The sequence below is a fragment of the Streptomyces sp. NPDC019443 genome (genome assembly GCF_044389785.1).
Taxonomy (GTDB): Bacteria; Actinomycetota; Actinomycetes; order Streptomycetales; family Streptomycetaceae; genus Streptomyces.
Map to the genome: position 1 here is coordinate 685,087 of NZ_JBIRYJ010000002.1, position 23,244 is coordinate 708,330.

Consider the following 23,244-nt stretch of genomic DNA (forward strand, 5'->3'; position numbering starts at 1 on the left):
GCGCGTCAAGAAGTTGGCCGGAAATCGTTCGCTGCCCGATTGGTCATGTTCGTTAAGCGGACGTTTCGTCGATCATTGCCGCGATGCCGGCGAGGGTTCACCGGAGCCCGAAATAGAACGGGTTTCAAGATGCGCTCGAACTCGACTGTGTGAAAAGGGTGTTGAGCAAGGGACGGCTTCCGGTCGCGGTGATCACATCGAACTGTGGCCAGTTCCGTGCCATCCGTCGAGGGCGTACCGGTGTCCTCGCGCGTGCGTGTCGGGATGCGTCAGGCCGCGGGCCTCGGGTCCAGCCACAGGGCCTCGGCCACGGCGCACAACTCGCCGTCGACCGTTGCCAGTGCCACGCCCAGTGTGTGCTTGCGGCCCGACTCGTCAAGGACCCACGCGTACGAGATGTGCGGTGCCGCCGCGGCGACCGGGCGCAGGAGCGTGCCCGTGAGGGACGCTGTCACCGCGCCCGGGCGCTGGGTGCCGAGCAGCCGGCCCGCCCAGTTGCCCGGGCAGTCCAGAGCGCCCCAGACCAGCTCGGGCGGGAGCAGGCCGTCCGGGTCCGCGAGCGCCGGATCCGGGGTCCAGCCGCAGGCCACCACGTCCCGTCCTGGCACCGGGGTGCAGTGCTGGCGCAGTCCGCGGTCGGGCGTACGGTCCAGGCCGCAGCCGAAGCAGTCGACGAGCCCGGCGGGCGGCGCGGCCCGGAACGCCTCGGCAGCGGCGACCGACTCGTCCCAGCTCGGCGCTGCCGGAGCGTCGAGGTCCAGTTCGGCAGGGGCGGCCATCGCGAGCGGCCGCCCGGTGTCGCCCAACTCGCAGCCACCGTCCGCCGTTCCGGCGATCCGCACGGGCACCCCGACCGGCACGGGGCCGCGGAAGTCCACTCGTACGGTCTTCGCCCCGGACCGCTCAGCCAGCACGCCTGCGACAAAGCCGCCGAAAGCCACCTCGGGGTAGCCGGTATACAGCTCCGGCACCAGGATCACGTCGGGCGTCGAGTCGGTCATGAACTCCACGGTAGGCGGTCGCGGCCGGCGCTCGTGGGGTCAGGAGCCCACCATCTCGCATACCAGCGGTGCCACCTTGGTGCCGAACAGCTCGATGTTGGTCATGAGTGCGCTGTGAGGCATTCCGTTCATCCCGTACCTCAGATCGAAGCGGGTCGCGCTGAGGTCCTTGAGCGCCGCCGTGATCTTGCGGGCCACGGTTTCGGGCGGTGCTCGATCCCCTGCCGATGATCACCTCGGGCGTATCGATCAGCGGAAAGTCACAGAGGGATACCCATGACCAAGATCGGGATCATCCTTGGCAGCACCCGCCCCGGACGCAAAGGGGAGGCCGTCGTCCCGCTGCGCGCCGGCTGAGACCACGCTCAGGGACTTCTTCGGCAAGGTTCGCTCCGCAGGACAGGAGAAAGCCGCCGATCTTGCCGAAGCCCCGGTCCTGAGTAGCGTCATGCCAGGTCAGACCCTGTGATGTCATTCTGGAGCGCCACTGGGCTGCGATGGCATCCGCGGCCGTGGAGATCTAGTATCACGTGTACGCACTATGCGCCCTGCGGTCGTAGGGAGGCCGATATGGCGAACCCCGGATTCGGACGAGAGGGCCTCTCGCCCTATCTGCCGATCGCCGAGCACGGCCTTATCGGCGATCTTCACACCGCGGCCCTCGTGGGCACCAACGGCACCATCGACTGGTACTGCTGCCCACGCTTTGACTCGCCGAGCGTGTTCGCCTCCATTCTGGACACGAACCGGGGCGGATCGTTCGAGCTGGCCGCCGAAGTGCCCACGCGAACCCGGCAGTTCTACTTTCCCGACACCAACGTCCTCATCACCCGGTTCTTCGCCTCCGACGGGGTGGCGGAGATCCAGGACTTCATGCCGGTCAAGGACGACTCGGGCGCGGCGGCCCGGCACCGGCTGATCCGGCGGGTGATCTGCGTTCGGGGATCGCTTCCGTTCACAGCGCGGGTGGCTCCCCGCTTCGGCTACGGGGCCGAACCGCATTCCGCGCAGCTGCAGGGCAACTATGCGATGTTCCGGTCCGAGAGTCTGTCGTTGGGGCTGACCGCCACCGCGCCGCTGGAGTGCGACGGCCTGGACGTGCGGTCGCGCTTCAAGCTCCTCGAAGGCGAGTCCGCGGTGTTCGCCCTCGACCAGATCAGTGATGACGTCGTCCCGCGGGCCTGTCCCGAGGCCGAGGCGGAGGACCAGTTCGAGACGACAGTCAGGTTCTGGCGCGACTGGCTGGCCGGTTCGCGCTACCAGGGACGGTGGCGCGAGATGGTGCACCGCTCCGCGCTCGTGCTGAAGCTGCTCACCTACGCGCCGACGGGTGCGATCGTGGCTGCCCCGACGACCAGCCTGCCCGAGCTGGTCGGCGGCGAGCGCAACTGGGACTACCGGTTCGTGTGGGTCCGGGACGCCGCCTTCTGCGTCTACGCCATGCTCAGGCTGGGCTTCACCGGAGAGGCCGAGGCGTTCATGGGCTTCCTGTCCGAGCGGGGCATCATGCGTGGCAGCGGTCCCGCGGGTCCGCTGCAGATCATGTATGGCATCGACGGGCGCGGCGAGCTGCCCGAGCTTGAGCTGCCCCACCTCGAGGGCTACATGGGGTCCGCCCCGGTGCGGGTGGGAAATGCCGCCACCGGCCAGCTCCAGCTGGACATCTACGGAGCGCTCATCGACTCCGTGTATCTGTACGACAAGTGGGGACAACCCATCAGCAGCGATCGGTGGGAGGAGATCGGTGTACTGGTGGACTGGCTCTGCGACAACTGGGACCAGGCCGACGACGGCGTGTGGGAAACGCGCGGGGGACGCAGGAGCTATCTGTATTCGCGGCTGATGAGCTGGGTGGCGATAGAACGAGCCATCCGGATGGCGAACCGGCGCGGCCTGCCCGCGGACCTCCCCCGGTGGCGGCAGAGCCGCGATGCGATCTACCGGCAAATCATGCAACGCGGCTGGAGCCCTGAACGAGGGGCGTTCGTTCAGCACCTCGACGCCCGCGTACTCGACGCCTCTGTGCTGATGATGCCGATGGCCAAATTCATCTCACCCACCGACCCCAAATGGCTCGCGACGCTGGACGCGCTCACCGCGGACCTGGTCTCCGACTCATTGGTCTACCGCTACGACTCCCAAGCCAGCCCGGACGGCCTCCGGGGGGCCGAGGGCACCTTCTCGATCTGCTCCTTCTGGTACGTCGAGGCGCTCGCCCGCGCCGGACGGCTGGAGGAGGCCCGGCTGGCCTTCGAGAAGATGCTTACCTACGCCAACCACGTCGGCCTGTACGCCGAGGAAATCGGACTGACCGGCGAACAGCTCGGCAACTTCCCACAGGCGTTCACCCACCTCTCACTGATCAGCGCCGCGTTCAACCTCGACCGCGCCCTCGGCTGACAGGCCACGTCAGACCAGGCTGTCCCGCCATGCCCGGTGCAGATCCGCGAACCGCCCCTCCCCGCCGATGAGTTCGGCCGGTGACCCGTCCTCCACGATCCGCCCGTGCTCCATCACCAGCACCCGGTCCGCGATCTCCACCGTCGACAGCCGGTGCGCGATCACGACAGCCGTACGCCCGTGCAGCACCGTGTCCATCGCCCGCTGCACCGCCCGTTCGCCCGGGATGTCGAGCGAGCTCGTCGCTTCGTCGAGGATCAGCACCGCCGGGTCGGCGAGCAGCGCGCGGGCGAATGCGACCAGTTGGCGCTGGCCGGCCGAGATCCGGCCGCCCCGTTTGCGTACGTCGGTGTCGTAGCCGTCCGGCAGGCCGCTGATGAAATCGTGCGCGCCGATAGCCTTGGCGGCGCGCTCGATCTCAGCACGCGAAGCGTCCGGCCGTCCGATCGCGATGTTCTCCGCGACCGTCCCGGAGAACAGGAACGCCTCCTGCGTCACCATCACGACCCCGCGCCGCAGTTCGGGCGTGGCCAGATCGCGCAGCTCGACGCCGTCGAGGAGGACCCGGCCCTCGGTGGGATCGTAGAAGCGGGCCAGCAGCTTGGCCAGCGTGGACTTGCCCGCGCCGGTCGAGCCGACGACGGCGACCGTCTGGCCGGCCGGGATCGTCAGGTCGAAGCGGGGCAGCACCTCGCCGCCGGTGCGGTAGGCGAAGCGGACGCCTTCGAAGGCGACCTCGCGGCCCGGGTGGTCACTGTGGGGTACGGGCAGGCCCTTGGGATCCCGCGCCTCCGGTACGGACGGCGTCTGGGCCAGCAGACCAGCGATCTTCTCGAGCGAGGCGGCCGCGGACTGATAGGAGTTGAGGAACATCCCGAGTCGGTCGATCGGGTCGTACAGCCGCCGCAGATACAGCACGGCGGCGGCCAGCACGCCGAGCGCGAGGGTGCCGGAGGCGACGCGGTACGCGCCCCAGAGGACGATCCCGGCGACGGCGGTGTTGGCGACGAGCCGGGAGCCGATGACATAGCGCGCCATCTCCAGCATGCCGTCGCCGTTGCTGCGCTCATGGCGGTGGTTGAGGCGCCGGAACTCCACGTCATTGGCGCGCTCGCGCCGGAACGCGCGCACCGGGCGGATGCCGTTCATCGTCTCCGCGAACTTCACGATGACCGCGGCGATCAGGGTGGAGCGGGTGCGGAAGACGACGGCGACGCGGCGCCGGTAGCGGCGTACCAGCAGATACAGCGGTACGAAGGAGAGCACGGCGAGCGCGCCGAGCCCGAGGTCCAGCCAGAGCAGCATGGCCGAGATGTAGACGAAGGCGAGGACGACCGTGATCAGCTCCTGGAGCCCTTCGCTGAGCAGCTCCCGCAGGGACTCCACGTCGGTGGTCGAGCGGGAGATCAACCGGCCGGAGGTGTAGCGCTCGTGGAAGTCGACGCTCAGGGCCTGGGCGTGGCGGAAGATCCGGCCGCGCAGGTCGAGGAGGACGTCCTGGTTGACGCGGGCGGAGGTCCGGATGAAGGAGTACTGGAGCAGGCCGGCGCCGAGCGCGCACACGGCGTACCCGGTGGCGACGGCGATGAGCGGCCCGTAGTCGTGCCGCTGGAAGGCGGGTACGCCGCGGTCGATGGCGTACGCGACGAGGAGGGGCCCGGCCTGGACGGCGGCCTGCTGGAGCAGCAGGAGGAGCGCGGCCAGGGCGACGCGTGCGCGTCGGGCCGCGAGGAGAGACCGCAGCAGCGCACCGGTCGCTCCTTGGGGCGTGGGCAGGGCATCCCGGTCGAAGGGATCGTCCCCGCCATGGACGCCACCGGGGGCGGCCGAGGTGGTGGTCGTGGTCATCGGGGACTCCCTTCGGCGTGGCCGGACGAGGTGGCCGGGGGCAGTTGGGCCGCACCATGGGAGGGCACGTCCCGGTGCCCCCGGCCACCGAGCGCCCCGTCGGCCACGTCCGGCCCGGCCAGGGCTGCGGCTTCGCCGCACGGCGGTCCGGCGGCAGCGTCCTCCCCGGTGGCAGCCGCTGCCGCCAGGACTGCCGTCCCGCCGCTCTCGGGCGCGGGCCGGCCGGCCTCGGCGCCTGTCGACCCACCGGACCCCACCTCGGGTCCGGCCTCGCGCCGCCGCGACTCCGCTCCCGACATCAGCCATGCGTACTCCGCATTCGTACGCAGCAGTTCCCTATGCGTGCCCACCGCCGCGATCCGGCCCCCCGACAGCAGCGCCACCCGGTCCGCCAGCATCACCGTCGACGGGCGGTGCGCCACCACCAGGGCCGTCGTGTCTTCCAGCACTCTGCGCAGGGCCGCCTCCACCAGGGCCTCCGTGTGCACGTCCAGCGCCGACAGCGGGTCGTCGAGGACCAGGAAGCGCGGGCGGCCGACCACCGCCCGGGCCAGGGCGAGGCGTTGGCGCTGGCCGCCGGAGAGACTGAGGCCCTGTTCGCCGACCTGGGTGTCCGCGCCGTACGGCAGCGCACGCACGAAACCGGCCTGCGCGACGTCCAGCGCCCGGCCCAACTCCCGCTCGCCCGCGCCCTCCGCGCCCATCAGGACGTTCTCGCCGACGCTCGCCGAGAAGAGCGTCGGTTCCTCGAACGCCACCGACACCAGCCGCCGCAGCCGCTCCAGTGGCATCGCGGCGATGTCCTCCCCGTCCAGTGTGATCCGCCCGGCACTCACTTCGTGCAGCCGCGGTACGAGCGCGGTGAGCGTCGTCTTCCCGGAGCCCGTGCCCCCGACCAGGGCCATGGTCTCCCCGGGCCGCACCCGTAGATCGATACGGGCGAGCACGGGCGCCGCCTCCGCCGGCGCGTCCGGGTAGCGGAATTCGACCGCCTCGAACCGCAGCCCGTCCTCACCCTCGGCCGCCGCTTCGGCCGGGAGTGCCGCGTCCGACTCCTCCGCCGCGTCCATCACCTCGAAGTACCGTTCTGTAGCCGTCGCCGCCTCCTGGCTCATCGCCAGCAGAAAGCCGATCGACTCCACCGGCCACCGCAGCGCCAGCGCCGTCGACAGGAACGCCACCAGCGTGCCCGCCGACAGTCCGCCGTCCGCGACCTGGACCGTGCCGAGCACCAGAGCCGCGCCGATCGTCACCTCGGGGATCGTCGTGATCAGCGCCCAGATCCCCGCCAGCAGCCGCGCCTTGCCCAGCTCCGTGCCGCGCAGCCGTTCCGACAGCTCGCGAAACGCCAGCGCCTGGCTGCGGTGGCGGCCGAAGCCCTTGATGATGCGGATGCCGAGCACGCTCTCCTCGACGACCGTCGTCAGATCGCCGACCTGGTCCTGCGCCCGCCGCGCGACGACCGCGTACCGCGACTCGAACAGCGAGCAGAGAATCACCAGCGGCACGATCGGCGCGAGCAGCACGAGACCCAGCGTCCACTCCTGGCCGAGCAGAATCACAAACCCGACCAGAATCGTCACCGCGTTGACCAGCAGAAAGGTCAGCGGGAACGCCAGGAACATCCGCAGCAGCATCAGATCCGTCGTGCCGCGCGACAGTAACTGGCCCGACGGCCACCGGTCGTGGAAGGCCACCGGCAGCCGCTGCAGATGCCGGTAGAGGTCCGCCCGCATCACCGCCTCGACCCCCGCCAGCGGCCGGGCCACCAGCCAGCGCCTCAATCCGAAGAGCCCCGCCTCGGCGACCCCCAGCAACAGCAGGGCCAGTGCTCCGAGCCAGACCCCGCCGGGGTCCCGGCCGGCCACCGGACCGTCCACGATCCACTTCAGTACGAGGGGGATGACCAGGCCCAGACAGGAGGCCACAATGGCGACAAATGACGCACTGAACAGGCGAGTTCGGACGGGGCGTACATACGGCCACAGCCGTAGCAGCGAACGTACGGTGGACCGGTCTTTGGCAGCTGTATGTGATTCGGGCATCAGGCCCGAGCCTACGGTTCACCACTGACAGCGCTCATCCGATTTTGGCCGCACCGCAGCCACCGCGCCGCAGTCGCCGCGCCGAGCCCGCCGGTGACAGGCCTACGTCCTGACCCGCAGCAGCAGCACCGACCGCGCCGGCACCATCACCGTCTCCCCGCCCGTGTGCACCGTCCCCGGCGCCGTCTCCTGGTTCTCCCGCGAGGTGTCGACCACCAGCTCGTACGACTGCGCCCACGGCGGGCCCGGCAGCTGGAAGCTCGTCGGCCGGTCCGCCGCGTGCAGGACCGTCAGGAAGCTGTCGTCCGTCACCTCCGCTCCACGCGCGTCACGTCCCGGGATGTCGCGGCCCGAGAGATAGAGGGCCAGCGTCGACGCCGGGGCGTACCAGTCCCGTTCCGCCATCTCCGTGCCGTGCGGGGTGAACCAGGCGAGGTCCCTCAGTCCGTCCGCCGCCCGGGCGCGGCCCGAGAAGAAGGCGCGGCGGCGCAGCACCGGATGGGTGTGGCGCAGGGCCAGCAGCCGGGTGGTCAGCTCCAGCAGGCCACGCGGCCCTGGGGTCTCCAGCAGCGACCAGTCCAGCCAGCCGACCTCGTTGTCCTGGCAGTAGGCGTTGTTGTTGCCGCCCTGCGTACGGCCCATCTCGTCGCCCGCGACCAGCATCGGCACACCCGTCGACACCAGCAGGGTGGTCAGCAGATTCCGCAGCTGGCGCCGCCGCAGAGCGTTGATACGCGGATCGTCACTCTCGCCTTCCGCGCCGCAGTTCCAGGACCGGTTGTCGTTCGTGCCGTCCCGATTGCCCTCCCCGTTGGCCTCGTTGTGCTTCTGCTCGTAACTGACCAGATCGCGCAGGGTGTATCCGTCGTGCGCGGTGACGAAGTTGATGGAGGCGTACGGCCGCCGCCCGCCCCACGCGTACAGATCGCTGGACCCGGAAAGCCGGTATCCCAGATCTCGTACGTCGGGCAGCGCGCCGCGCCAGAAGTCCCGTACGGCGTCGCGGTACCGGTCGTTCCACTCGGTCCACAGCGGTGGGAACGCGCCCACCTGGTAGCCGCCGTTGCCGACGTCCCACGGCTCGGCGATCAGCTTCACCCGCCGCAGCACCGGGTCCTGGGCGATCACCGCGAGGAAGGGGGAGAGCATGTCGACGTCGTGCATGGAGCGCGCCAGCGCCGCCGCCAGGTCGAAACGGAAGCCGTCGACGCCCATCTCGGTCACCCAGTAGCGCAGCGAATCGGTGATCAGCCGCAGTACATGTGGCTGCACCACATGCAACGTATTGCCGCACCCGGTGTAGTCGGCGTACGTCCGGGCGTCCGACTGGAGGCGGTAGTAGCCGCGGTTGTCGATCCCGCGCAGCGACAGCGTCGGACCCAGCTCACCCGCCTCCGCGGTGTGGTTGTAGACCACATCGAGGATGACCTCGATGCCTGCGGTGTGCAGTGCGCGCACCATCCGTTTGAACTCGCCGACCTGCTCACCCCGCGTCCCGCTCGCCGAGTACCCGGCATGCGGCGCGAAGTAGCCGATGGAGTTGTAGCCCCAGTAGTTGCGCAGCCCCCGCCTCAGCAGATGGTCCTCGTGCGCGTACTGGTGCACCGGCAGCAGCTCGACCGCCGTCACCCCGAGCCGCACCAGATGCTCGATCGCCGCCGGATGCGCGAGCCCCGCGTAGGTGCCCCGCAGCTCTTCGGGGATCCCCGGATGGAGCTTGGTGAAGCCACGCACATGAAGTTCGTATATGACCGAGTCCGCCCACGGGGTCTTGGGCCTGCGGTCGTCCATCCATTCGTCGTCGGGGGCGTCATCGTGGACGACGACGCCCTTGGGCACATGGGGTGCCGAGTCCCGGTCGTCGCGCACGGTGTCCGCGACATGCTGCTGCGGCCAGTCCCGTACGTGTCCGTACACCTCCGCGGGCAGGCCGAAGTCCCCGTCCACCGCCCGTGCGTACGGATCGAGCAGCAGCTTCGCCGGATTCCAGCGGGCACCCGTCCACGGGTCCCAGCGGCCGTGCACCCGGAAGCCGTACCGCTGACCCGGCCGGATCCCGGGCACGAAGCCGTGCCAGATCTCATGCGTCAGCTCGGTCAGCGGCAGCCGCGTCTCCGTGGCCGAATCGCCCCCGTCGTCGAAGAGGCACAGCTCGACCGACTCCGCACCGCCCGCCCAGAGCGCGAAGTTGGTCCCCGCCACCCCGTCCGGACCGACCCGGAAACGGGCCCCGAGAGGCGTCGGCGCCCCCGGCCACACCGATGGCCTGCGGGCTCCGGGCTCCCGGTGGCGGCCGTTGACCCCGGCCGCCGGAAGTGGGCCGGGCAGGTCGTCCCGCACCCCCTCCTGCACTGTCTCCTGCTCGGCTGCGCTCGACACCTGCCGGCCTCCCGCGGCTCGTCGGGCCCCGCTGGGGGTACCTCCCCGGGCGCCGGAGGGCTCTGGGGGAGTACGGCTGCTTACGGCGTCCCGGCCGCGGCAGCCACGCGTGGCCTCCCACCTGTTCTGCCCGCGCTGCTCTTGTCCCAACATGGCCCTGCTCTCACGTTTCCCCTGGAGGGGCGTGGTCGTTGGGCGGTACGTGAGACACGTAATGAAGCGGGCAGGGCAGGGCGTGGCCGTCGCCCTGACATGGGCAGGACTCATGGCCGGGCTGACCGGCTGCACCAGCGAGAAGCTGGACATCGGCAGCAAGCCCCGGTCTATCGAGGACACGATCCGAGTTGTTCCCGAGGACGGCGCGAAGGGGGTCGGCCCCGAAGGCCCCCTCGAAGTGCGGTTGCCCAGCGGGCGGCTCGAGCGGGTCAAGGTGACGCAGGTCGAGGACGCCCAGCCCACCGAGATCCAGGGCGAGATCTCCGAGGACGGCCTGAGCTGGAAGCCGGACGAGGGCACCCGCCTCGACCTGTCCGCCAAGTACAGCGTCGACGTGGTCGCGCTGGACGGGCACGGCCGCCGCTCGGCGCGCCATACGACCTTCACCACGCAGGTCCCCGAGCGCCGCTTCATCGGCTACTTCAAGCCCGAGAACCGCTCGACCGTCGGCACCGGCATGATCGTCTCCTTCGACTTCAACCGGGAGATCGAGGATCGCGAGGCCGTCGAGCGCGCCATTCGCATCAGCTCGGACCCGCCGGTCGAGATCGCGGGCCACTGGTTCGGTAGCGAGCGCCTCGACTTCCGTCCGCGCGACTACTGGAAGCCGGGCACCAAGGTCACCGTCGAGTTGCGGCTGCGCGACGTCGAGGGCGCGCCGGGGGTGTACGGCATCCAGCAGAAGACCGTCGCCTTCACCATCGGCCGTTCGCAGGTCTCGCTCGTCGACGCGGCGAAGCACACCATGCAGGTACGGCGCGACGGCGGGGTTCTGGCGACTCTCCCGATCACGGCGGGAGCGCCGAAGTCGACGACGTACAACGGAAAGATGGTGGTCATGGAGATGTTCGACGTGACCCGGATGAACGGTGCGACGGTCGGCTTCAAGAGGCGGAACGGCAGGGGCGAGTACGACATCAAGGATGTGCCGCACGCGCTGCGGCTGACCAAATCCGGCACCTTCCTGCACGGAAACTACTGGGCCGCGCCGGAGACGTTCGGATCGGCGAACGTGTCCCACGGCTGTGTCGGACTGCGTGATGTGAAGGGCGGCAGCGGGGACACCCCGGCCGGCTGGTTCTTCGACCGGACGCTGATCGGCGATGTGGTCGAGGTCTTCAATTCGCGTGACAAGAAGGTCGATCCCAGCAACGGCCTCGGCGGCTGGAACCTGGACTGGAAGACGTGGAAGGCCGGTTCCGCACTGGGCTGACCCTCGCTGACCTGCAAGGCCCGCACCGTTCAGATGAGCCCACCGGACAAGTTGGGACTGAACGGTGACATTCGCGGGGAGGATCAACTACCCGCGGTGTGATTATCTATCGCCGTGCGTGCGTGAGGCGCGCGGGGGTGCGGGCTTTGGCGGGGCCAGGCCGTGCGAGGGGGGAGACCATTTTGAACGGGCAGCCGATATCGGGGGCGTCGGCCGGGGCGGGACGCGGGCGTGGGGGCGCCCCGCTGCGGGCTCTGGTGCTGGGGGCATTGCTGGTGCTGGTCACGGCCTGCGGGGGCGGGGACTCCGACAAGGACAGCGACGGCAAGGGCAAGAAGGACGGCGGGAAGGTCGGGAACGCGGCCTCCCAGGCGGTGGTGACCATAGCGCCCAAGGACGGCGCCGACTCGGTCGCCACCAGTGGCGCGCTGAAGGTCACCGCGGCCAAGGGCAAGCTGACCACGGTCACGGTCCAGGACGACAAGGGCGCCCCGGTCGAGGGCAAGCTCGCCGCGGACGGCGCCAGTTGGCAGCCGCTGCAGCATCTGGCCGGCTCCACCAAGTACAAGGTGCACGCCGTCGCCAAGGACGCGGACGGCCGTGAGTCGGCGAAGGACACCAGCTTCACCACGCTCGTCCCGAAGAACACCTTCATCGGGCACTACAGCCCCGAGGACGGTTCGACGGTCGGCGTCGGCATGCCGGTCTCGATCAACTTCACCCGTGGCATCACCGACCCCGCCGCCGTCGAGCGGGCCGTCAAGGTGACGGCCGAGCCGTCGGTGCCGATCGAGGGCCACTGGTTCGGTAACGACCGCCTCGACTTCCGCCCGGAGAAGTACTGGGCCGCGGGCACCAAGGTGACCGTGAAGCTGAACCTGGACGGCGTCGAGGGCCGCCCGGGTGTGTACGGCGAGCAGTCCAAGACGGTGAAGTTCACCATCGGCCGCAGCCAGGTCTCCACCGTGGACGCCAAGGCGCATCGGATGAAGGTCGTACGCGACGGCAAGCAGATCAAGAACATCCCGATCACCGCGGGCGCGCCGTCGACCACGACGTACAACGGCCAGATGGTCATCAGCGAGAAGTACAAGGTGACCCGGATGAACGGCGCCACCGTCGGCTTCGGCGGCGAGTACGACATCAAGGACGTGCCGCACGCGATGCGCCTGTCCAACTCGGGCACCTTCGTCCACGGCAACTACTGGGCCTCGTCCGGGACCTTCGGATCGGCGAACGTCAGCCACGGCTGCGTGGGCCTGCGCGACGCCCGTGGCGCCGGTGACGGCTCCACTCCGGCGGCCTGGTTCTTCGACAGCTCGATCATCGGCGACGTGGTGATCGTGAAGAACTCCAAGGACAAGCAGATATCCCCGGAGAACGGCCTGAACGGCTGGAACATGTCCTGGGCGGAGTGGACCAAGTAGTTCCTGTATGACGTAGTTCCTGTACGACGAGAACGGACCCGGTGCTGTGACGGAGAGCACCGGGTCCGTTGCCGTTAACGCGGGCTAACCTCGGTCCATGACAGTCAATCTTGAGGTCTCCGAAGGCGTCGGCACCATCCGTCTCGACCGCCCGCCGATGAACGCGCTGGACATCGCAGTCCAGGACCGGCTGCGCGAGCTCGCCGATGAGGCGGCCCGCAGGGACGACGTGCGGGCGGTGATCCTGTACGGCGGCGAGAAGGTGTTCGCGGCCGGCGCGGACATCAAGGAGATGCAGGCGATGGACCACACGGCGATGGTCGTGCGGTCCCGGGCGCTCCAGGACTCCTTCACCGCCGTCGCCCGCATCCCCAAGCCCGTCGTCGCGGCCGTCACCGGCTATGCGCTGGGTGGTGGCTGCGAGCTGGCGCTCTGCGCCGACTTCCGGATCGCCGCGGACAACGCCAAGCTCGGTCAGCCGGAGATCCTGCTGGGCCTGATCCCGGGCGCCGGCGGCACCCAGCGGCTGTCGCGGCTGATCGGCCCGTCCAAGGCCAAGGACCTGATCTTCACCGGCCGCATGGTGAAGGCGGACGAGGCGCTCCAACTGGGCCTGGTGGACCGTGTCGTACCGGCCGCCGAGGTGTACGAGCAGGCCCATGCCTGGGCCGCGAGGCTTGCCCAGGGTCCCGCGCTGGCACTGCGCGCCGCCAAGGAGTCCATCGACGCGGGTCTTGAGACGGACATCGAGACGGGCCTCGCCATTGAACGCAACTGGTTCGCGGGCCTGTTCGCGACAGAGGACCGCGAGCGCGGGATGCGTAGCTTTGTGGAAGAGGGCCCGGGCAAGGCCAAGTTCCTCTGAATTCAAGTCAGTTGGACACATCGGCCGTCCGCGTCAACCCTGTGTGCGGCTTAGCTGAGTCTTAAAGCAGCCTTAAGTCCTATCGGTCCCGCAGCACTTGGCGATCATTTATAAGCGGGGCGTCAGGGCAGCTCAGGATGGGCGCGAGAGCCTGCATGCGGCCATAGTCATATGCCGTCAGATCCCCCCGGAGCAGCCGATTCCGGGGGCTCTATTCCGCCGGAACGGCCCCGGAATTCGCTCGTTGCGGCCATGATGGGGGCATGGCGGGCCTCGAAGGTGTGGAACAGCCGCGGCAGCGCGGCAACGCGGCCGCGGCGCGGTGGTTGCCTGCCGTCGAGGACGAACAGGCGCTCAGGGCGCTGGAGTTGTTCGGCGATCCCACGGATGAGGAAATAAAGCTCCCCTCCCGCCCCGAGTCGGCCGCCACCGCGCGCCGGCTGACCCAGTGCGTGGTGCTGCGCCAGTGGGCGCTCTCCCCGCAGATCGCCGAGCATGCGGTGTTACTGGTCTCGGAGCTCGTCGGCAATGCCGTACGGCACACCGGGGCGCGGGTCTTCGGGCTGCGGATGCTGCGCCGCCGCGGCTGGATCAGGATCGAGGTCCGCGATCCCTCGCGAGGTCTGCCCTGTCTGATGCCGGTCCAGGAGATGGACATCAGCGGCCGCGGGCTCTTCCTCGTTGACAAGCTCTCCGACCGGTGGGGCGTGGATCTGCTGCCGCGCGGCAAGACCACGTGGTTCGAGATGCGGATCTCCGACCGCTGACACGACCCGGACCCCTTGCCCCGGACAGCGCGACCCGGACACACAGAAGCCCCCTGAGCGGGGGCTTCTGCGGAGCGCCGTGGATTGGGGGGGGTATCCACGGCGGCTTACGACGACCTGTCCCGGGTCAATGGGGGTCGTGTCCTCTGACTATGGCAGACGCGGTGCCGCACTGCCAAAAGTCCTTACTCGGGCATTAGTGAGTAAAGCGACACATCTTGGAAGTGAATCGTAGGTGAGATGGGCCACTCGCCTAGTAAATGCTGAATAAATATAGGGTTTGGCGAGTGATTCATTGCCTCGCCGACTGAAGGTGGGGCTCCGGCGGCCCGACCTGCGGATATCCCGAATTGGGTCAATCGTTATCTTTTGCCTGGTTCACCCCTACTGTGCTTTCCCGTGAGCTCGATCGACCGCCGCAGCGCACTGCGCGCAGTGGTGGGGGCCGCCGCCGCGGGCGCCCTCGCCACAGGCTGCACCGACGGCGGTCCCGCCCCGGCGCCGCCCGCCCCGCCTGCCCCGCCGTCCCGCGGTCCCCGTCCCGCACCCGCCCCGCTCCGTTTCCCCGGGCAGCCCGCCGAGATCGCGCACGGCCCACGCGACCGCGACAGGGTGGCCCTCACCTTCCACGGCCAGGGCGACCCGGCCATCGCCAAGGCCGTGCTCGCCGAGGCCGAGCGGGCCGGCGCCCGCATCACCGTGCTCGTCGTCGGCGACTGGCTCGACCAGCACCCCGAACTCGCCCGCCGGATCCTCGACGGCGCCCACGACCTCGGCAACCACACCCAGCGTCATCTGGGCATCTCATCGATGTCCGAGACCGAGGCGTACGCCGAGATCACCGACTGCGCCGAGCGGCTGCGCCGGCTCACCGGTTCCATCGGAAGCTGGTTCCGCCCCTCCCGTACGCAGCACGCGACCCCCCTCGTCGCCAGACTCGCCCACCGGGCCGGCTACCCACACGTCCTCTCGTACGACGTCGACTCCCTCGACTTCACCTCGCCCGGCGCCACGGCCGTCACCCGCAACGTCACCCGGCAGATCCAGCGCGGATCCGTGGTGAGCCTGCACTTCGGCTATGCGGAAACCGTCGCCGCACTGCCCGGCCTCCTCGACGACCTCGACCGCCGCGGACTGCGCGCGGTGACGACCACGGAGCTGCTGACCTGATGCACCCGCTCATTGCGCTCACCAAGAGAACCACCGCGCTGCTCGCCGGCGCGCTGCTCGCGCTGTTCGCCCTGTTCGTGGGCTGCAGCTCACACGGCGACGAGGCGCGCCACACCAAGTCCGCCGCGCTGCCCGCCAAGCCCAAGGCCGTTGCCCCGGCCGGACTGCCCGGCATGCCGCCGGTGCTCGACCCGGACGACATCTACTCCGCGGACCGGCCGGGCAAGCTCTCGCCGGTGGTCAGGGGCTTCCCGTCCCGGGTGTACGTGCCCAACACCGGCTCCAACACCGTCTCGGTCATCGACCCCACCACGTACAAGGTCATCGGGACGATCCCGGTCGGAGTCCAGCCGCAGCACGTCGTCCCGTCCTGGGACATGAAGACGCTCTGGGTCAACAACAACCGCGGCCACACGCTCACCCCGATCGACCCGGCCACCGGCGTCGCGGGCAAGGCGGTCGAGGTGCACGACCCGTACAACCTCTACTTCACGCCCAACGGCAAGTACGCCATCGTGATGGCCTCCCTCGACCGCGAACTCGTCTTCCGCGACCCGCACACCATGAAAAAGGTCAAGTCGACCCCGGTCTCCTGCTACGGCGTCAACCACGCGGACTTCTCCGCCGACGGCAGGTACTTCGTCGTCTCCTGCGAGTTCTCGGGCGAGCTGCTGAAGGTCGACACCGAGAAGATGGAGGTCATCGGCCGGCAGAAGCTGCCCTTCCCCGGCGCGATGCCGCAGGACGTGAAGCTCTCCCCGGACGGCAAGACGTTCTACATCGCCGACATGATGGCGCACGGCGTGTGGGTGCTGGACGGCGACAGCTTCCTGAAGCCCGGGCTGCTGCCCACCGGCAAGGGCTGCCACGGTCTCTACATCAGCCGTGACTCCAAGGAGATGTACGTCCCCAACCGGGGCGAGGGCTCCATCTCGATCTTCGACTTCAAGCAGAACAGGCTCACCAAGAAGTGGTGGCTGCCGGACGGCGGCAGCCCCGACATGGGCGGTGTCTCGGCGGACGGCAAGGTGCTGTGGCTGTCCGGGCGTTACGACTCCGAGGTGTACGCGATCGACACCACCACCGGCAGGCAGCTGGCTCGTATCGCGGTGGGCAGCGGCCCGCACGGACTCGCGGTCTACCCGCAGCCCGGTCGCTACTCGCTCGGCCACACGGGTGTCTTCCGCTAGGACGAGTGCGGGCCGAGTCCCCGGACCCCGTACGCCCTTCGGGCGTTGTCCTCAAACGCCGGACGGGCTTGATTCCCGCCGGCCGGCCTGAGTTTTCAGGCCGGCCGGCGGGAAATTCAAGGCCCGTGGGGATCCCCCCGGACGAAGCCCGGGGGAGTTTGAGGCGCGGGGTCCGGGGCGGAGCCCCAGTTAAAGGACCACCGCAGGGCCCCGCCTCACCACAGCACCGGCAGCCGCTCCGGCAGCCGTTTGATGAAGCCCGTACGCCACACCAACTGCTCGTCCGGTACGGCAAGCCGCAGCCGGGGCAGCCGGTCCACGATCGCCGCCAGCGCGGTCTCGGCGTGCAGCCGGCCCAGGCCGGAGGCCGGACAGAAGTGGCGGCCGCCCCCGAAGGAGAGATGCGGATTCGGCGCCCGCTCCAGGTCGAGGCGGTCGGGGTTCTCGAAGACCTCCGGGTCGAAGTTCGCCCCCTCCACCAGGACCAGCACCAACTCGCCCTTGCGGACGAGGACTTCACCGAGCCGGACATCGGCAAGGGCGAGCCGCGGCAGTCCGTCGCCGATCGACAGATTCCAGCGCAGCAGCTCGTCGACGGCGGGCCCCATCCGCTCCGGGTGGTCCCGCAGATACCCGATCCGCTCGGGGCGCTGGAGCAGCGCCAGCATGGCGAGGACCAGGAAGGCGGAGGTGGAGACCGCGCCCGCGCCGAACAGCGACACGGCGACGGTGGCCAGCATCTCGTCCGTCAGATGCGCGGATTCCGCGTCTTCGCGCAGCGCCGCCAGCGCGGCCAGCAGGCCGGAGCGCTCGGGGGAGTTGAGCCGGTCGACCATATGGCCGAGGTCCTTGTACCAGTTGAGGCTCGCCCCGTCGAAAGGCCGGACGCTGGTCATGAAGGCGATGTCGAGCCCCGACATCAGCCGCCGCCAGTCGGTGAACGGCACCCCGATCACCTTGCAGTGCAGGGCGGCCGAGAACGGCTCTGCGAACCCCGCCCGGAAGTCGACCGGCGGTCCCTCGGCCAGCAGGCCGTCGACGAGTTCGTCGGCCGTGGCGCGCAGCCACTCCTGCAGGCCGTCGGTCCGTGTGCTGAGCGCCTTCATCACCGCGCCGCGCAGCCCCGCGCTGTTGATGTTCCCCATGTTGTTGACGACCTCGGGCGGGATCGTCAGCGCGTACTGCCGGGGCACTCCGGGAGCGGCCGTGTCCTTGAGGCTGAACCGCTCGTCCTCCAGGACCTGCTTGGCCAGCGCGTAACTGCTCACCAGCCAGGCGCTGTCGCCGGTGAGCGTACGCACCCTGGTCACCGGCTGCTTCTCGCGCAGCCAGGCGCACTCGGCGGGCAGCACATCACCGCGCCGGGAGAGCGGGAAATCAAGCTGCTCGGGATTGGAGGTCATCGTCCGCGCTCCTTTCAGGTGCTTCGGGCCGTACGACGGCATAGGCCTGATTGCGGGCGGCTCGTAGCCCGCCGCCCTTTGAGAAGAGGAGTTCCGTCAGCGGCATCAGCGCGTGATAACAGGAGACGGAGGAAGGGACGCCGAGAATCCCCGGAGTGTCGAGGAAGAAGGGGAGTTCGGCGGCTATGTAGTCGAGACACGCGGACCGCTGCCCGGGGGAGATGGATTCACCGGCTGTCAGTTTGGGTGCCAGGAACTGCTGGACCATGAGGTCGCAGCTCTTACGGAATTCATCGTCGGTGGCGAGGAAGTGCTGGACCCGCCGGTGCAGCAGCGCGTAGACCGGATCGTCGGAGAACTCCGACAGCGCCCGCACCCCGATCCGGCGGCCCGGCGGCCCGGCCGCCGCCACTCCGCCGACAATCCGCCTGCGTACCGCCTTGAGCTCCTTGGCCGCCCGCCGGGCGGCTTGTTCGGGAGTGTGGCCCAATGACGCGAAGACGGCTGCCACATGCAGATCTGCGTAGACGATGTCCACCGCGGTGAAACGCGGGGCCGCCCAGCGTGTGAGTTCGGTGATCCGGCGGGCGGAGAAATAGCTGTTCCCCGGGGAAACCCCGATCAGGACATGGTCGCCCTCGTCCCAAATGATGTGACAGTTACGGGTGAAGGGCCGGACCGAGAAGGAGTCGGTTGTGATCGTCACGATGACATCACCTTTGCGCCGCTTGTCCCTGGGAGCCCTGTGCTCCTGGTGTGGCGGCGACGGCATGAAGTTATCTCCCGTCGGCGGAGAGTGACGAATTCCCCTCAGGGGTTTGGCCAGAACTGCATCCAGTAGGGCGGAAAATCATCTTCCACCCTACGGAAAAGGTAGTTGAAGGCTTTTCTGTCGTCTGTTCAGCCGGCCACGAACAGCGCCTCGGAGCCCACCGGTTTGAAGCCCGCGGCCTGGAATGTCCGCACGCTGCGGGCGTTTCCGGGCGACTGCTGGGCCCACACGACGGAGTCCGGCACCAGATGGCGTGCCGCCAGCGCGAGCGCCACGCCCAGGCCGAGGCCGCGCGCCCGTTCGTCCACCTCGATCGCGGTCTCCCAGCGGCCGGCCACACCCCGGCCGAGCACCACCACTCCGCCGGCGGCGGCCCAGACCCGTACGCCGTCACGGAACTTCAGGGCGCGCGCCACCCGCGGGTGGTCCGGGTCCTCGATCTCGCGCAGCTCGAGATCGGGCCTGCCCGGCAGCGCCCCGGCGACCGTCAGCATGTCGATGGTGTTCATCGAGCGGCCTGTGCGGGCCAGCATGGCGGCCAGGAACGCCGGGTTCATCGCGGCGGCAAGCCGGTCGGAGTCGGTCGCGGCGAGCTCGGCCCGTACCCACTCCGGATCCTCGTCCGTGAAGATCACCGAATGTGCGGTGAACGCGACCACGCCCGCGTCGCGCGCGTTCGGCTGCCCGATCACGGTTGTGGAACCGTCCGGTGGCGGGAACTCCCCGGCCGCCGCGGCTGCCAGGATCCTCGCCAGTGCGTCGCTCATCCCGCGTACCTCCTCGTCCTAAGTCTCCACCAGGCCGTTAATGTGACCTCCGTCAGTAATGCACCAAGAAGGGGCGGAAGCAGTGGCCGACATCGAAGAGGCGCGCCGGGCGTTCGAGCGGTACGACGTGAACGGCGACGGCCTGATCACGGCGGCGGAGTACAAGAGCGTGATGGCGCAGCTGGGGGACTTCAATGTCACCGAGACGGTCGCCGAGGCAGTGATCAAGACCAAGGACGCGAACGGCGACGGTCAGTTGACGTTCGAGGAGTTCTGGGCCTCGCTCAACAAGGGCTGAACAAGGCCTGATCCATCGGGGGGCACCTCCCAGGCCGAAGGCTCTGGGGGAGGCTCCCCGGCCAGGCCGGGGACGGCCCCGGAGTTCACCAGTCCTCGGCCGCCAGGGCGTCGTCCAGCGTCGGCAGCGTACGGAACACTTCGAGCACCGCGCCCGCCCGGAAAACGCGCAGAATCGCCGGGCGGTCGCACACCACCCACATCCGCCCGCCGTTCTCGGCGATACGCCGCCGCGCGCGGCACAGCAGGGCCAGGCCCGAGCAGTCGAAGAACGCCACATGCGTCAGATCGACCACCACATGGTGGCCGCGGACGGCGGTGACCACGTCCAGATAGGCCCCGATGGGCTTCGCCGCGGCGATGTCGACCTCGCCGTGCAGCTCGACGACGGTACGGCCCCGGGTGCGGTAAGCCCGGCCGTACGGTCCGGGGAGGGGTGCGTGTAAGCCGGACGACGTGGAAGTCAGCCCCTCGGCCATGGCTGTTCTCCTTGCTGCGGCGAGCCCGATGTGGCCACCTGAGGTTGGGCGTACTGGCTGGGAGGCTAGTGCGGGGTTTCGGGCGTACGGAGGTGAAAAAACGTTCGGAGCTCAGAAAGCTCCCCCGTGTGGGTGAACCCGCGTGAAGCGACTTGACCCGCCGAGGCCTCCGCACCGGCTCGGCAGCGGACGATGCTCAGCACTCGATGACGCTCAGCATTCGATGATGTTCACCGCGAGGCCGCCGCGCGCGGTCTCCTTGTACTTCACCGACATGTCCGCGCCGGTGTCCTTCATCGTCTTGATGACCTTGTCCAGCGAGACCTTGTGGCTGCCGTCGCCGCGCATCGCCATCCTCGCCGCCGTCACGGCCTTCACCGCCGCCATGCCGTTGCGCTCGATGCACGGAATCTGGACCAGGCCGCCGACCGGGTCGCAGGTCAGACCGAGGTTGTGCTCCATGCCGATCTCCGCGGCGTTCTCGACCTGCTCAGGGGTGCCGCCGAGCACCTCGGCGAGCGCGCCCGCGGCCATCGAGCAGGCGGAACCGACCTCGCCCTGGCAGCCGACCTCGGCGCCGGAGATGGAGGCGTTCTCCTTGAAGAGCATGCCGATCGCGCCCGCGGCCAGCAGGAAACGGACCACGCCCTCCTCGTCGGCGCCGGGCACGAAGTTCATGTAGTAGTGCAGCACGGCCGGGATGATGCCCGCGGCGCCGTTGGTGGGGGCGGTGACCACCCGGCCGCCCGCGGCGTTCTCCTCGTTCACCGCCATCGCGTACAGCGTGATCCACTCCATGGAGCGGGCCAGCGCGTCGCCCTCGGCGCGCAGCTGGCGGGCCGAGTTGGCCGCGCGGCGGCGGACCTTGAGACCGCCGGGCAGGATGCCCTCGCGGGACATGCCGCGCGCGACACAGGCCTGCATGACCCCCCAGATCTCCAGCAGGCCCTCGCGGATCTCCTGCTCGGAACGCCAGGCCTTCTCGTTCTCCAGCATCAGCGCGGAGATGGACAGACCGGTCTCCTGGGCGAGCCGCAGCAGCTCGTCACCGGTGCGGAAGGGGTACTTCAGCACGGTGTCGTCGAGCTTGATCCGGTCCTCGCCGACGGCGTCCTCGTCAACGACGAAGCCGCCGCCCACCGAGTAGTACGTCTTTTCCAGAACCGTCACGCCCTCGGCGTCGTACGCGAAGATCGTCATGCCGTTGGCGTGGTACGGCAGCGCCTTGCGGCGGTGCAGAACCAGATCCTTGTCGAAGTCGAAGCCGATCTCGTGGCTGCCGAGCAGACTGATCCGGCCGCTGGTGCGGATGCGCTCGACCTGCGCGTCCGCGGTCTCGACGTCGACGGTACGGGGGGAATTGCCCTCCAGGCCGAGCAGGACGGCCTTGGGGGTGCCGTGGCCGTGGCCGGTCGCGCCCAGGGAGCCGAAGAGCTCTGCGCGTATGGCGGCGGTGTGGGCCAGCATGCCCTCGTTCTTGAGCCGCCGGGCGAACATGGCGGCGGCGCGCATCGGGCCGACCGTGTGGGAGCTGGACGGGCCGATGCCGATCGAGAACAGGTCGAAGACCGAGATGGCCACGGAGAACTCCTAGGGTTGGTAGACGCCGTTGTCTGCCGGGGTGGTGCAGAAGCGAGCGGGGTACACGGTGCGGGGCACCGCGCGCACTGTCCAGTGTGCGCGGTGCCCCACGGGTTCGTACAAAAGCGTTTCGTACAAAACCGTACGGAACTACTTCAGGCCGGGGTAAAGCGGGTGCTTCGCGGCCAGCGCCGAGACCCGTGCGCTGAGCGCCTGAGTGTCGTACGACGGCTTCAGCGCCTCGGCGATGATGTCGGCAACCTCACGGAAGTCCTCGTCCTGGAAACCGCGGGTGGCCAGCGCCGGGGTGCCGATCCGCAGACCCGAGGTGACCATCGGCGGCCGCGGGTCGTTCGGAATGGCGTTCCGGTTGACGGTGATGCCCACCTCGTGGAGCCGGTCCTCGGCCTGCTGGCCGTCCAGCTCGGAGTTGCGCAGGTCGACCAGGACCAGGTGCACATCGGTGCCGCCCGACAGGACGGAGACCCCGTGCTCGGTCACATCGTCCCGGACCAGACGCGCGGCGAGGATCCGGGCGCCGTCGATGGTCCGCTGCTGGCGCTCCTGGAACTCCTCGGACGCCGCGACCTTGAAGGCGACCGCCTTCGCGGCGATGACGTGCTCCAGCGGACCGCCCTGCTGGCCCGGGAAGACCGCCGAGTTGATCTTCTTGGCGAGCTCCTGTGTGGACAGGATCACGCCGCCGCGCGGACCGCCGAGGGTCTTGTGCGTGGTGGTGGTGACGACATGGGCGTGCGGCACCGGGTTGGGGTGCAGCCCGGCGGCGACGAGACCCGCGAAGTGGGCCATGTCGACCATCAGATACGCGCCGACCTCGTCGGCGATCCGGCGGAAGGCCGCGAAGTCCAGGTGACGCGGGTACGCGGACCAGCCGGCCACGATCAGCTTCGGCTTCGACTCCTTGGCGAGCCGCTCGACCTCGGCCATGTCGACCTGACCGGTGGCGTCGTCGACGTGGTACGCGACCACGTTGTAGAGCTTGCCGGAGAAGTTGATCTTCATGCCGTGGGTCAGGTGCCCGCCGTGGGCGAGATTCAGACCCATGATCGTGTCGCCCGGCTTGAGCAGCGCGAACATCGCGGCCGCGTTCGCCTGGGCGCCCGAGTGCGGCTGGACGTTGGCGTGCTCGGCGCCGAAGAGCTCCTTGATGCGGTCGATGGCGATCTGCTCGACGACATCGACATGCTCGCAGCCGCCGTAGTAGCGGCGGCCGGGGTAGCCCTCGGCGTACTTGTTGGTGAGGACGGAGCCCTGCGCCTCCATGACCGCGACCGGAGCGAAGTTCTCCGAGGCGATCATCTCGAGGGTGGACTGCTGACGGTGGAGCTCGGCGTCGACAGCGGCGGCGACGTCGGGGTCCAGTTCATGGAGAGGGGTGTTGAGAACAGACATGCCATACGTCC

19 protein-coding genes are annotated in these 23,244 nt (G+C 69.2%); 8 read left to right on the top strand and 11 right to left on the bottom strand.

Going from position 1 to position 23,244, the window contains the following annotated elements; translation table 11 throughout:
- Nucleotides 1–269: 269 nt before the first annotated feature.
- Together ACH492_RS09415 and ACH492_RS09420 are read right to left on the bottom strand one after the other, a co-directional pair.
- On the bottom strand, nucleotides 270–1,001 hold the full coding sequence (locus ACH492_RS09415; protein ID WP_398984468.1) for a hotdog fold domain-containing protein: 732 nt from the start codon (nucleotides 999–1,001) through the stop codon (nucleotides 270–272).
- Between the two features lie 39 nt (nucleotides 1,002–1,040).
- Nucleotides 1,041–1,199, bottom strand: coding sequence for a hypothetical protein (locus ACH492_RS09420; protein ID WP_398984470.1), 159 nt, complete (start codon nucleotides 1,197–1,199; stop codon nucleotides 1,041–1,043).
- 372 nt (nucleotides 1,200–1,571) lie between these two features.
- On the opposite strand from ACH492_RS09420, the gene ACH492_RS09425 reads away from it, so the two are divergent.
- On the top strand, nucleotides 1,572–3,401 hold the full coding sequence (locus ACH492_RS09425; RefSeq protein ID WP_398984472.1) for a glycoside hydrolase family 15 protein: 1,830 nt from the start codon (nucleotides 1,572–1,574) through the stop codon (nucleotides 3,399–3,401).
- A 9-nt stretch (nucleotides 3,402–3,410) separates the two neighbouring features.
- Here ACH492_RS09425 and ACH492_RS09430 read toward each other — a convergent pair whose 3' ends face one another.
- The 3 genes from ACH492_RS09430 to glgX form a co-directional block, all read right to left on the bottom strand.
- Nucleotides 3,411–5,249, bottom strand: coding sequence for an ABC transporter ATP-binding protein (locus ACH492_RS09430; protein WP_398984474.1), 1,839 nt, complete (start codon nucleotides 5,247–5,249; stop codon nucleotides 3,411–3,413).
- Nucleotides 5,246–7,294 (bottom strand): ABC transporter ATP-binding protein, encoded by a 2,049-nt coding sequence (locus ACH492_RS09435; RefSeq protein ID WP_398984475.1) that lies wholly within the window; start codon nucleotides 7,292–7,294, stop codon nucleotides 5,246–5,248. The genes ACH492_RS09430 and ACH492_RS09435 overlap by 4 nt, the downstream gene beginning before the upstream one ends.
- Nucleotides 7,295–7,396: 102 nt before the next feature.
- Complete coding sequence (gene glgX / locus ACH492_RS09440; protein ID WP_398984476.1) at nucleotides 7,397–9,673, bottom strand: glycogen debranching protein GlgX; 2,277 nt, start codon at nucleotides 9,671–9,673, stop codon at nucleotides 7,397–7,399.
- Nucleotides 9,674–9,875: 202 nt separating this feature from the next.
- On the opposite strand from glgX, the gene ACH492_RS09445 reads away from it, so the two are divergent.
- From ACH492_RS09445 to ACH492_RS09470, 6 genes are all read left to right on the top strand, one after another.
- On the top strand, nucleotides 9,876–11,102 hold the full coding sequence (locus ACH492_RS09445; protein ID WP_398984478.1) for an Ig-like domain-containing protein: 1,227 nt from the start codon (nucleotides 9,876–9,878) through the stop codon (nucleotides 11,100–11,102).
- Between the two features lie 182 nt (nucleotides 11,103–11,284).
- Nucleotides 11,285–12,529, top strand: a complete 1,245-nt coding sequence (locus tag ACH492_RS09450) for an Ig-like domain-containing protein (protein ID WP_398984480.1) — start codon at nucleotides 11,285–11,287, stop codon at nucleotides 12,527–12,529.
- Between the two features lie 97 nt (nucleotides 12,530–12,626).
- On the top strand, nucleotides 12,627–13,394 hold the full coding sequence (locus ACH492_RS09455) for an enoyl-CoA hydratase/isomerase family protein (protein ID WP_398984482.1): 768 nt from the start codon (nucleotides 12,627–12,629) through the stop codon (nucleotides 13,392–13,394).
- Between the two features lie 263 nt (nucleotides 13,395–13,657).
- Entirely contained in the window at nucleotides 13,658–14,161 is a 504-nt protein-coding gene (locus tag ACH492_RS09460) for an ATP-binding protein (RefSeq protein ID WP_398984484.1), read from the top strand.
- Between the two features lie 399 nt (nucleotides 14,162–14,560).
- Nucleotides 14,561–15,331 carry a polysaccharide deacetylase family protein gene (locus ACH492_RS09465; RefSeq protein WP_398984486.1) on the top strand — a complete coding sequence of 257 codons (771 nt, stop codon included), beginning with the start codon at nucleotides 14,561–14,563 and terminating at the stop codon, nucleotides 15,329–15,331.
- Nucleotides 15,331–16,521 (top strand): hypothetical protein, encoded by a 1,191-nt coding sequence (locus tag ACH492_RS09470; protein ID WP_398984488.1) that lies wholly within the window; start codon nucleotides 15,331–15,333, stop codon nucleotides 16,519–16,521. The genes ACH492_RS09465 and ACH492_RS09470 overlap by 1 nt, the downstream gene beginning before the upstream one ends.
- Nucleotides 16,522–16,736: 215 nt before the next feature.
- Here ACH492_RS09470 and ACH492_RS09475 read toward each other — a convergent pair whose 3' ends face one another.
- From ACH492_RS09475 to ACH492_RS09485, 3 genes are all read right to left on the bottom strand, one after another.
- Nucleotides 16,737–17,924: a cytochrome P450 gene (locus ACH492_RS09475; RefSeq protein WP_398984490.1), complete on the bottom strand. Its 1,188-nt coding sequence runs from the start codon at nucleotides 17,922–17,924 to the stop codon at nucleotides 16,737–16,739.
- Nucleotides 17,899–18,630, bottom strand: coding sequence for a tRNA-dependent cyclodipeptide synthase (locus tag ACH492_RS09480; protein WP_398984492.1), 732 nt, complete (start codon nucleotides 18,628–18,630; stop codon nucleotides 17,899–17,901). Before ACH492_RS09480 ends, ACH492_RS09475 begins: the two co-directional genes overlap by 26 nt.
- 194 nt (nucleotides 18,631–18,824) lie before the next feature.
- Entirely contained in the window at nucleotides 18,825–19,463 is a 639-nt protein-coding gene (locus tag ACH492_RS09485; protein ID WP_398984494.1) for a GNAT family N-acetyltransferase, read from the bottom strand.
- 82 nt (nucleotides 19,464–19,545) lie between these two features.
- On the opposite strand from ACH492_RS09485, the gene ACH492_RS09490 reads away from it, so the two are divergent.
- Complete coding sequence (locus ACH492_RS09490; RefSeq protein WP_215092733.1) at nucleotides 19,546–19,761, top strand: EF-hand domain-containing protein; 216 nt, start codon at nucleotides 19,546–19,548, stop codon at nucleotides 19,759–19,761.
- Between the two features lie 85 nt (nucleotides 19,762–19,846).
- Here ACH492_RS09490 and ACH492_RS09495 read toward each other — a convergent pair whose 3' ends face one another.
- The 3 genes from ACH492_RS09495 to glyA form a co-directional block, all read right to left on the bottom strand.
- Complete coding sequence (locus ACH492_RS09495) at nucleotides 19,847–20,239, bottom strand: STAS domain-containing protein (protein WP_398984496.1); 393 nt, start codon at nucleotides 20,237–20,239, stop codon at nucleotides 19,847–19,849.
- Between the two features lie 213 nt (nucleotides 20,240–20,452).
- Nucleotides 20,453–21,820, bottom strand: a complete 1,368-nt coding sequence (locus ACH492_RS09500; RefSeq protein WP_398984498.1) for an L-serine ammonia-lyase — start codon at nucleotides 21,818–21,820, stop codon at nucleotides 20,453–20,455.
- 150 nt (nucleotides 21,821–21,970) lie between these two features.
- On the bottom strand, nucleotides 21,971–23,233 hold the full coding sequence (gene glyA, locus ACH492_RS09505; protein ID WP_307660978.1) for a serine hydroxymethyltransferase: 1,263 nt from the start codon (nucleotides 23,231–23,233) through the stop codon (nucleotides 21,971–21,973).
- Nucleotides 23,234–23,244 lie beyond the last annotated feature (11 nt).

Excerpts from the sequence above, each read along its gene's own strand:
- ACH492_RS09430 (WP_398984474.1), bottom strand. The coding sequence starts at position 5,249 with ATGACCACGACCACCACCTCGGCCGCCCCCGGTGGCGTCCATGGCGGG.
- ACH492_RS09460 (WP_398984484.1), top strand. The coding sequence starts at position 13,658 with ATGGCGGGCCTCGAAGGTGTGGAACAGCCGCGGCAGCGCGGCAACGCG.
- glyA (WP_307660978.1), bottom strand. The coding sequence starts at position 23,233 with ATGTCTGTTCTCAACACCCCTCTCCATGAACTGGACCCCGACGTCGCC.
- ACH492_RS09470 (WP_398984488.1), top strand. The coding sequence starts at position 15,331 with ATGCACCCGCTCATTGCGCTCACCAAGAGAACCACCGCGCTGCTCGCC.
- ACH492_RS09425 (WP_398984472.1), top strand. The coding sequence starts at position 1,572 with ATGGCGAACCCCGGATTCGGACGAGAGGGCCTCTCGCCCTATCTGCCG.
- ACH492_RS09415 (WP_398984468.1), bottom strand. The coding sequence starts at position 1,001 with ATGACCGACTCGACGCCCGACGTGATCCTGGTGCCGGAGCTGTATACC.
- ACH492_RS09435 (WP_398984475.1), bottom strand. The coding sequence starts at position 7,294 with ATGCCCGAATCACATACAGCTGCCAAAGACCGGTCCACCGTACGTTCG.
- ACH492_RS09475 (WP_398984490.1), bottom strand. The coding sequence starts at position 17,924 with ATGACCTCCAATCCCGAGCAGCTTGATTTCCCGCTCTCCCGGCGCGGT.
- ACH492_RS09495 (WP_398984496.1), bottom strand. The coding sequence starts at position 20,239 with ATGGCCGAGGGGCTGACTTCCACGTCGTCCGGCTTACACGCACCCCTC.
- ACH492_RS09485 (WP_398984494.1), bottom strand. The coding sequence starts at position 19,463 with ATGAGCGACGCACTGGCGAGGATCCTGGCAGCCGCGGCGGCCGGGGAG.
- ACH492_RS09455 (WP_398984482.1), top strand. The coding sequence starts at position 12,627 with ATGACAGTCAATCTTGAGGTCTCCGAAGGCGTCGGCACCATCCGTCTC.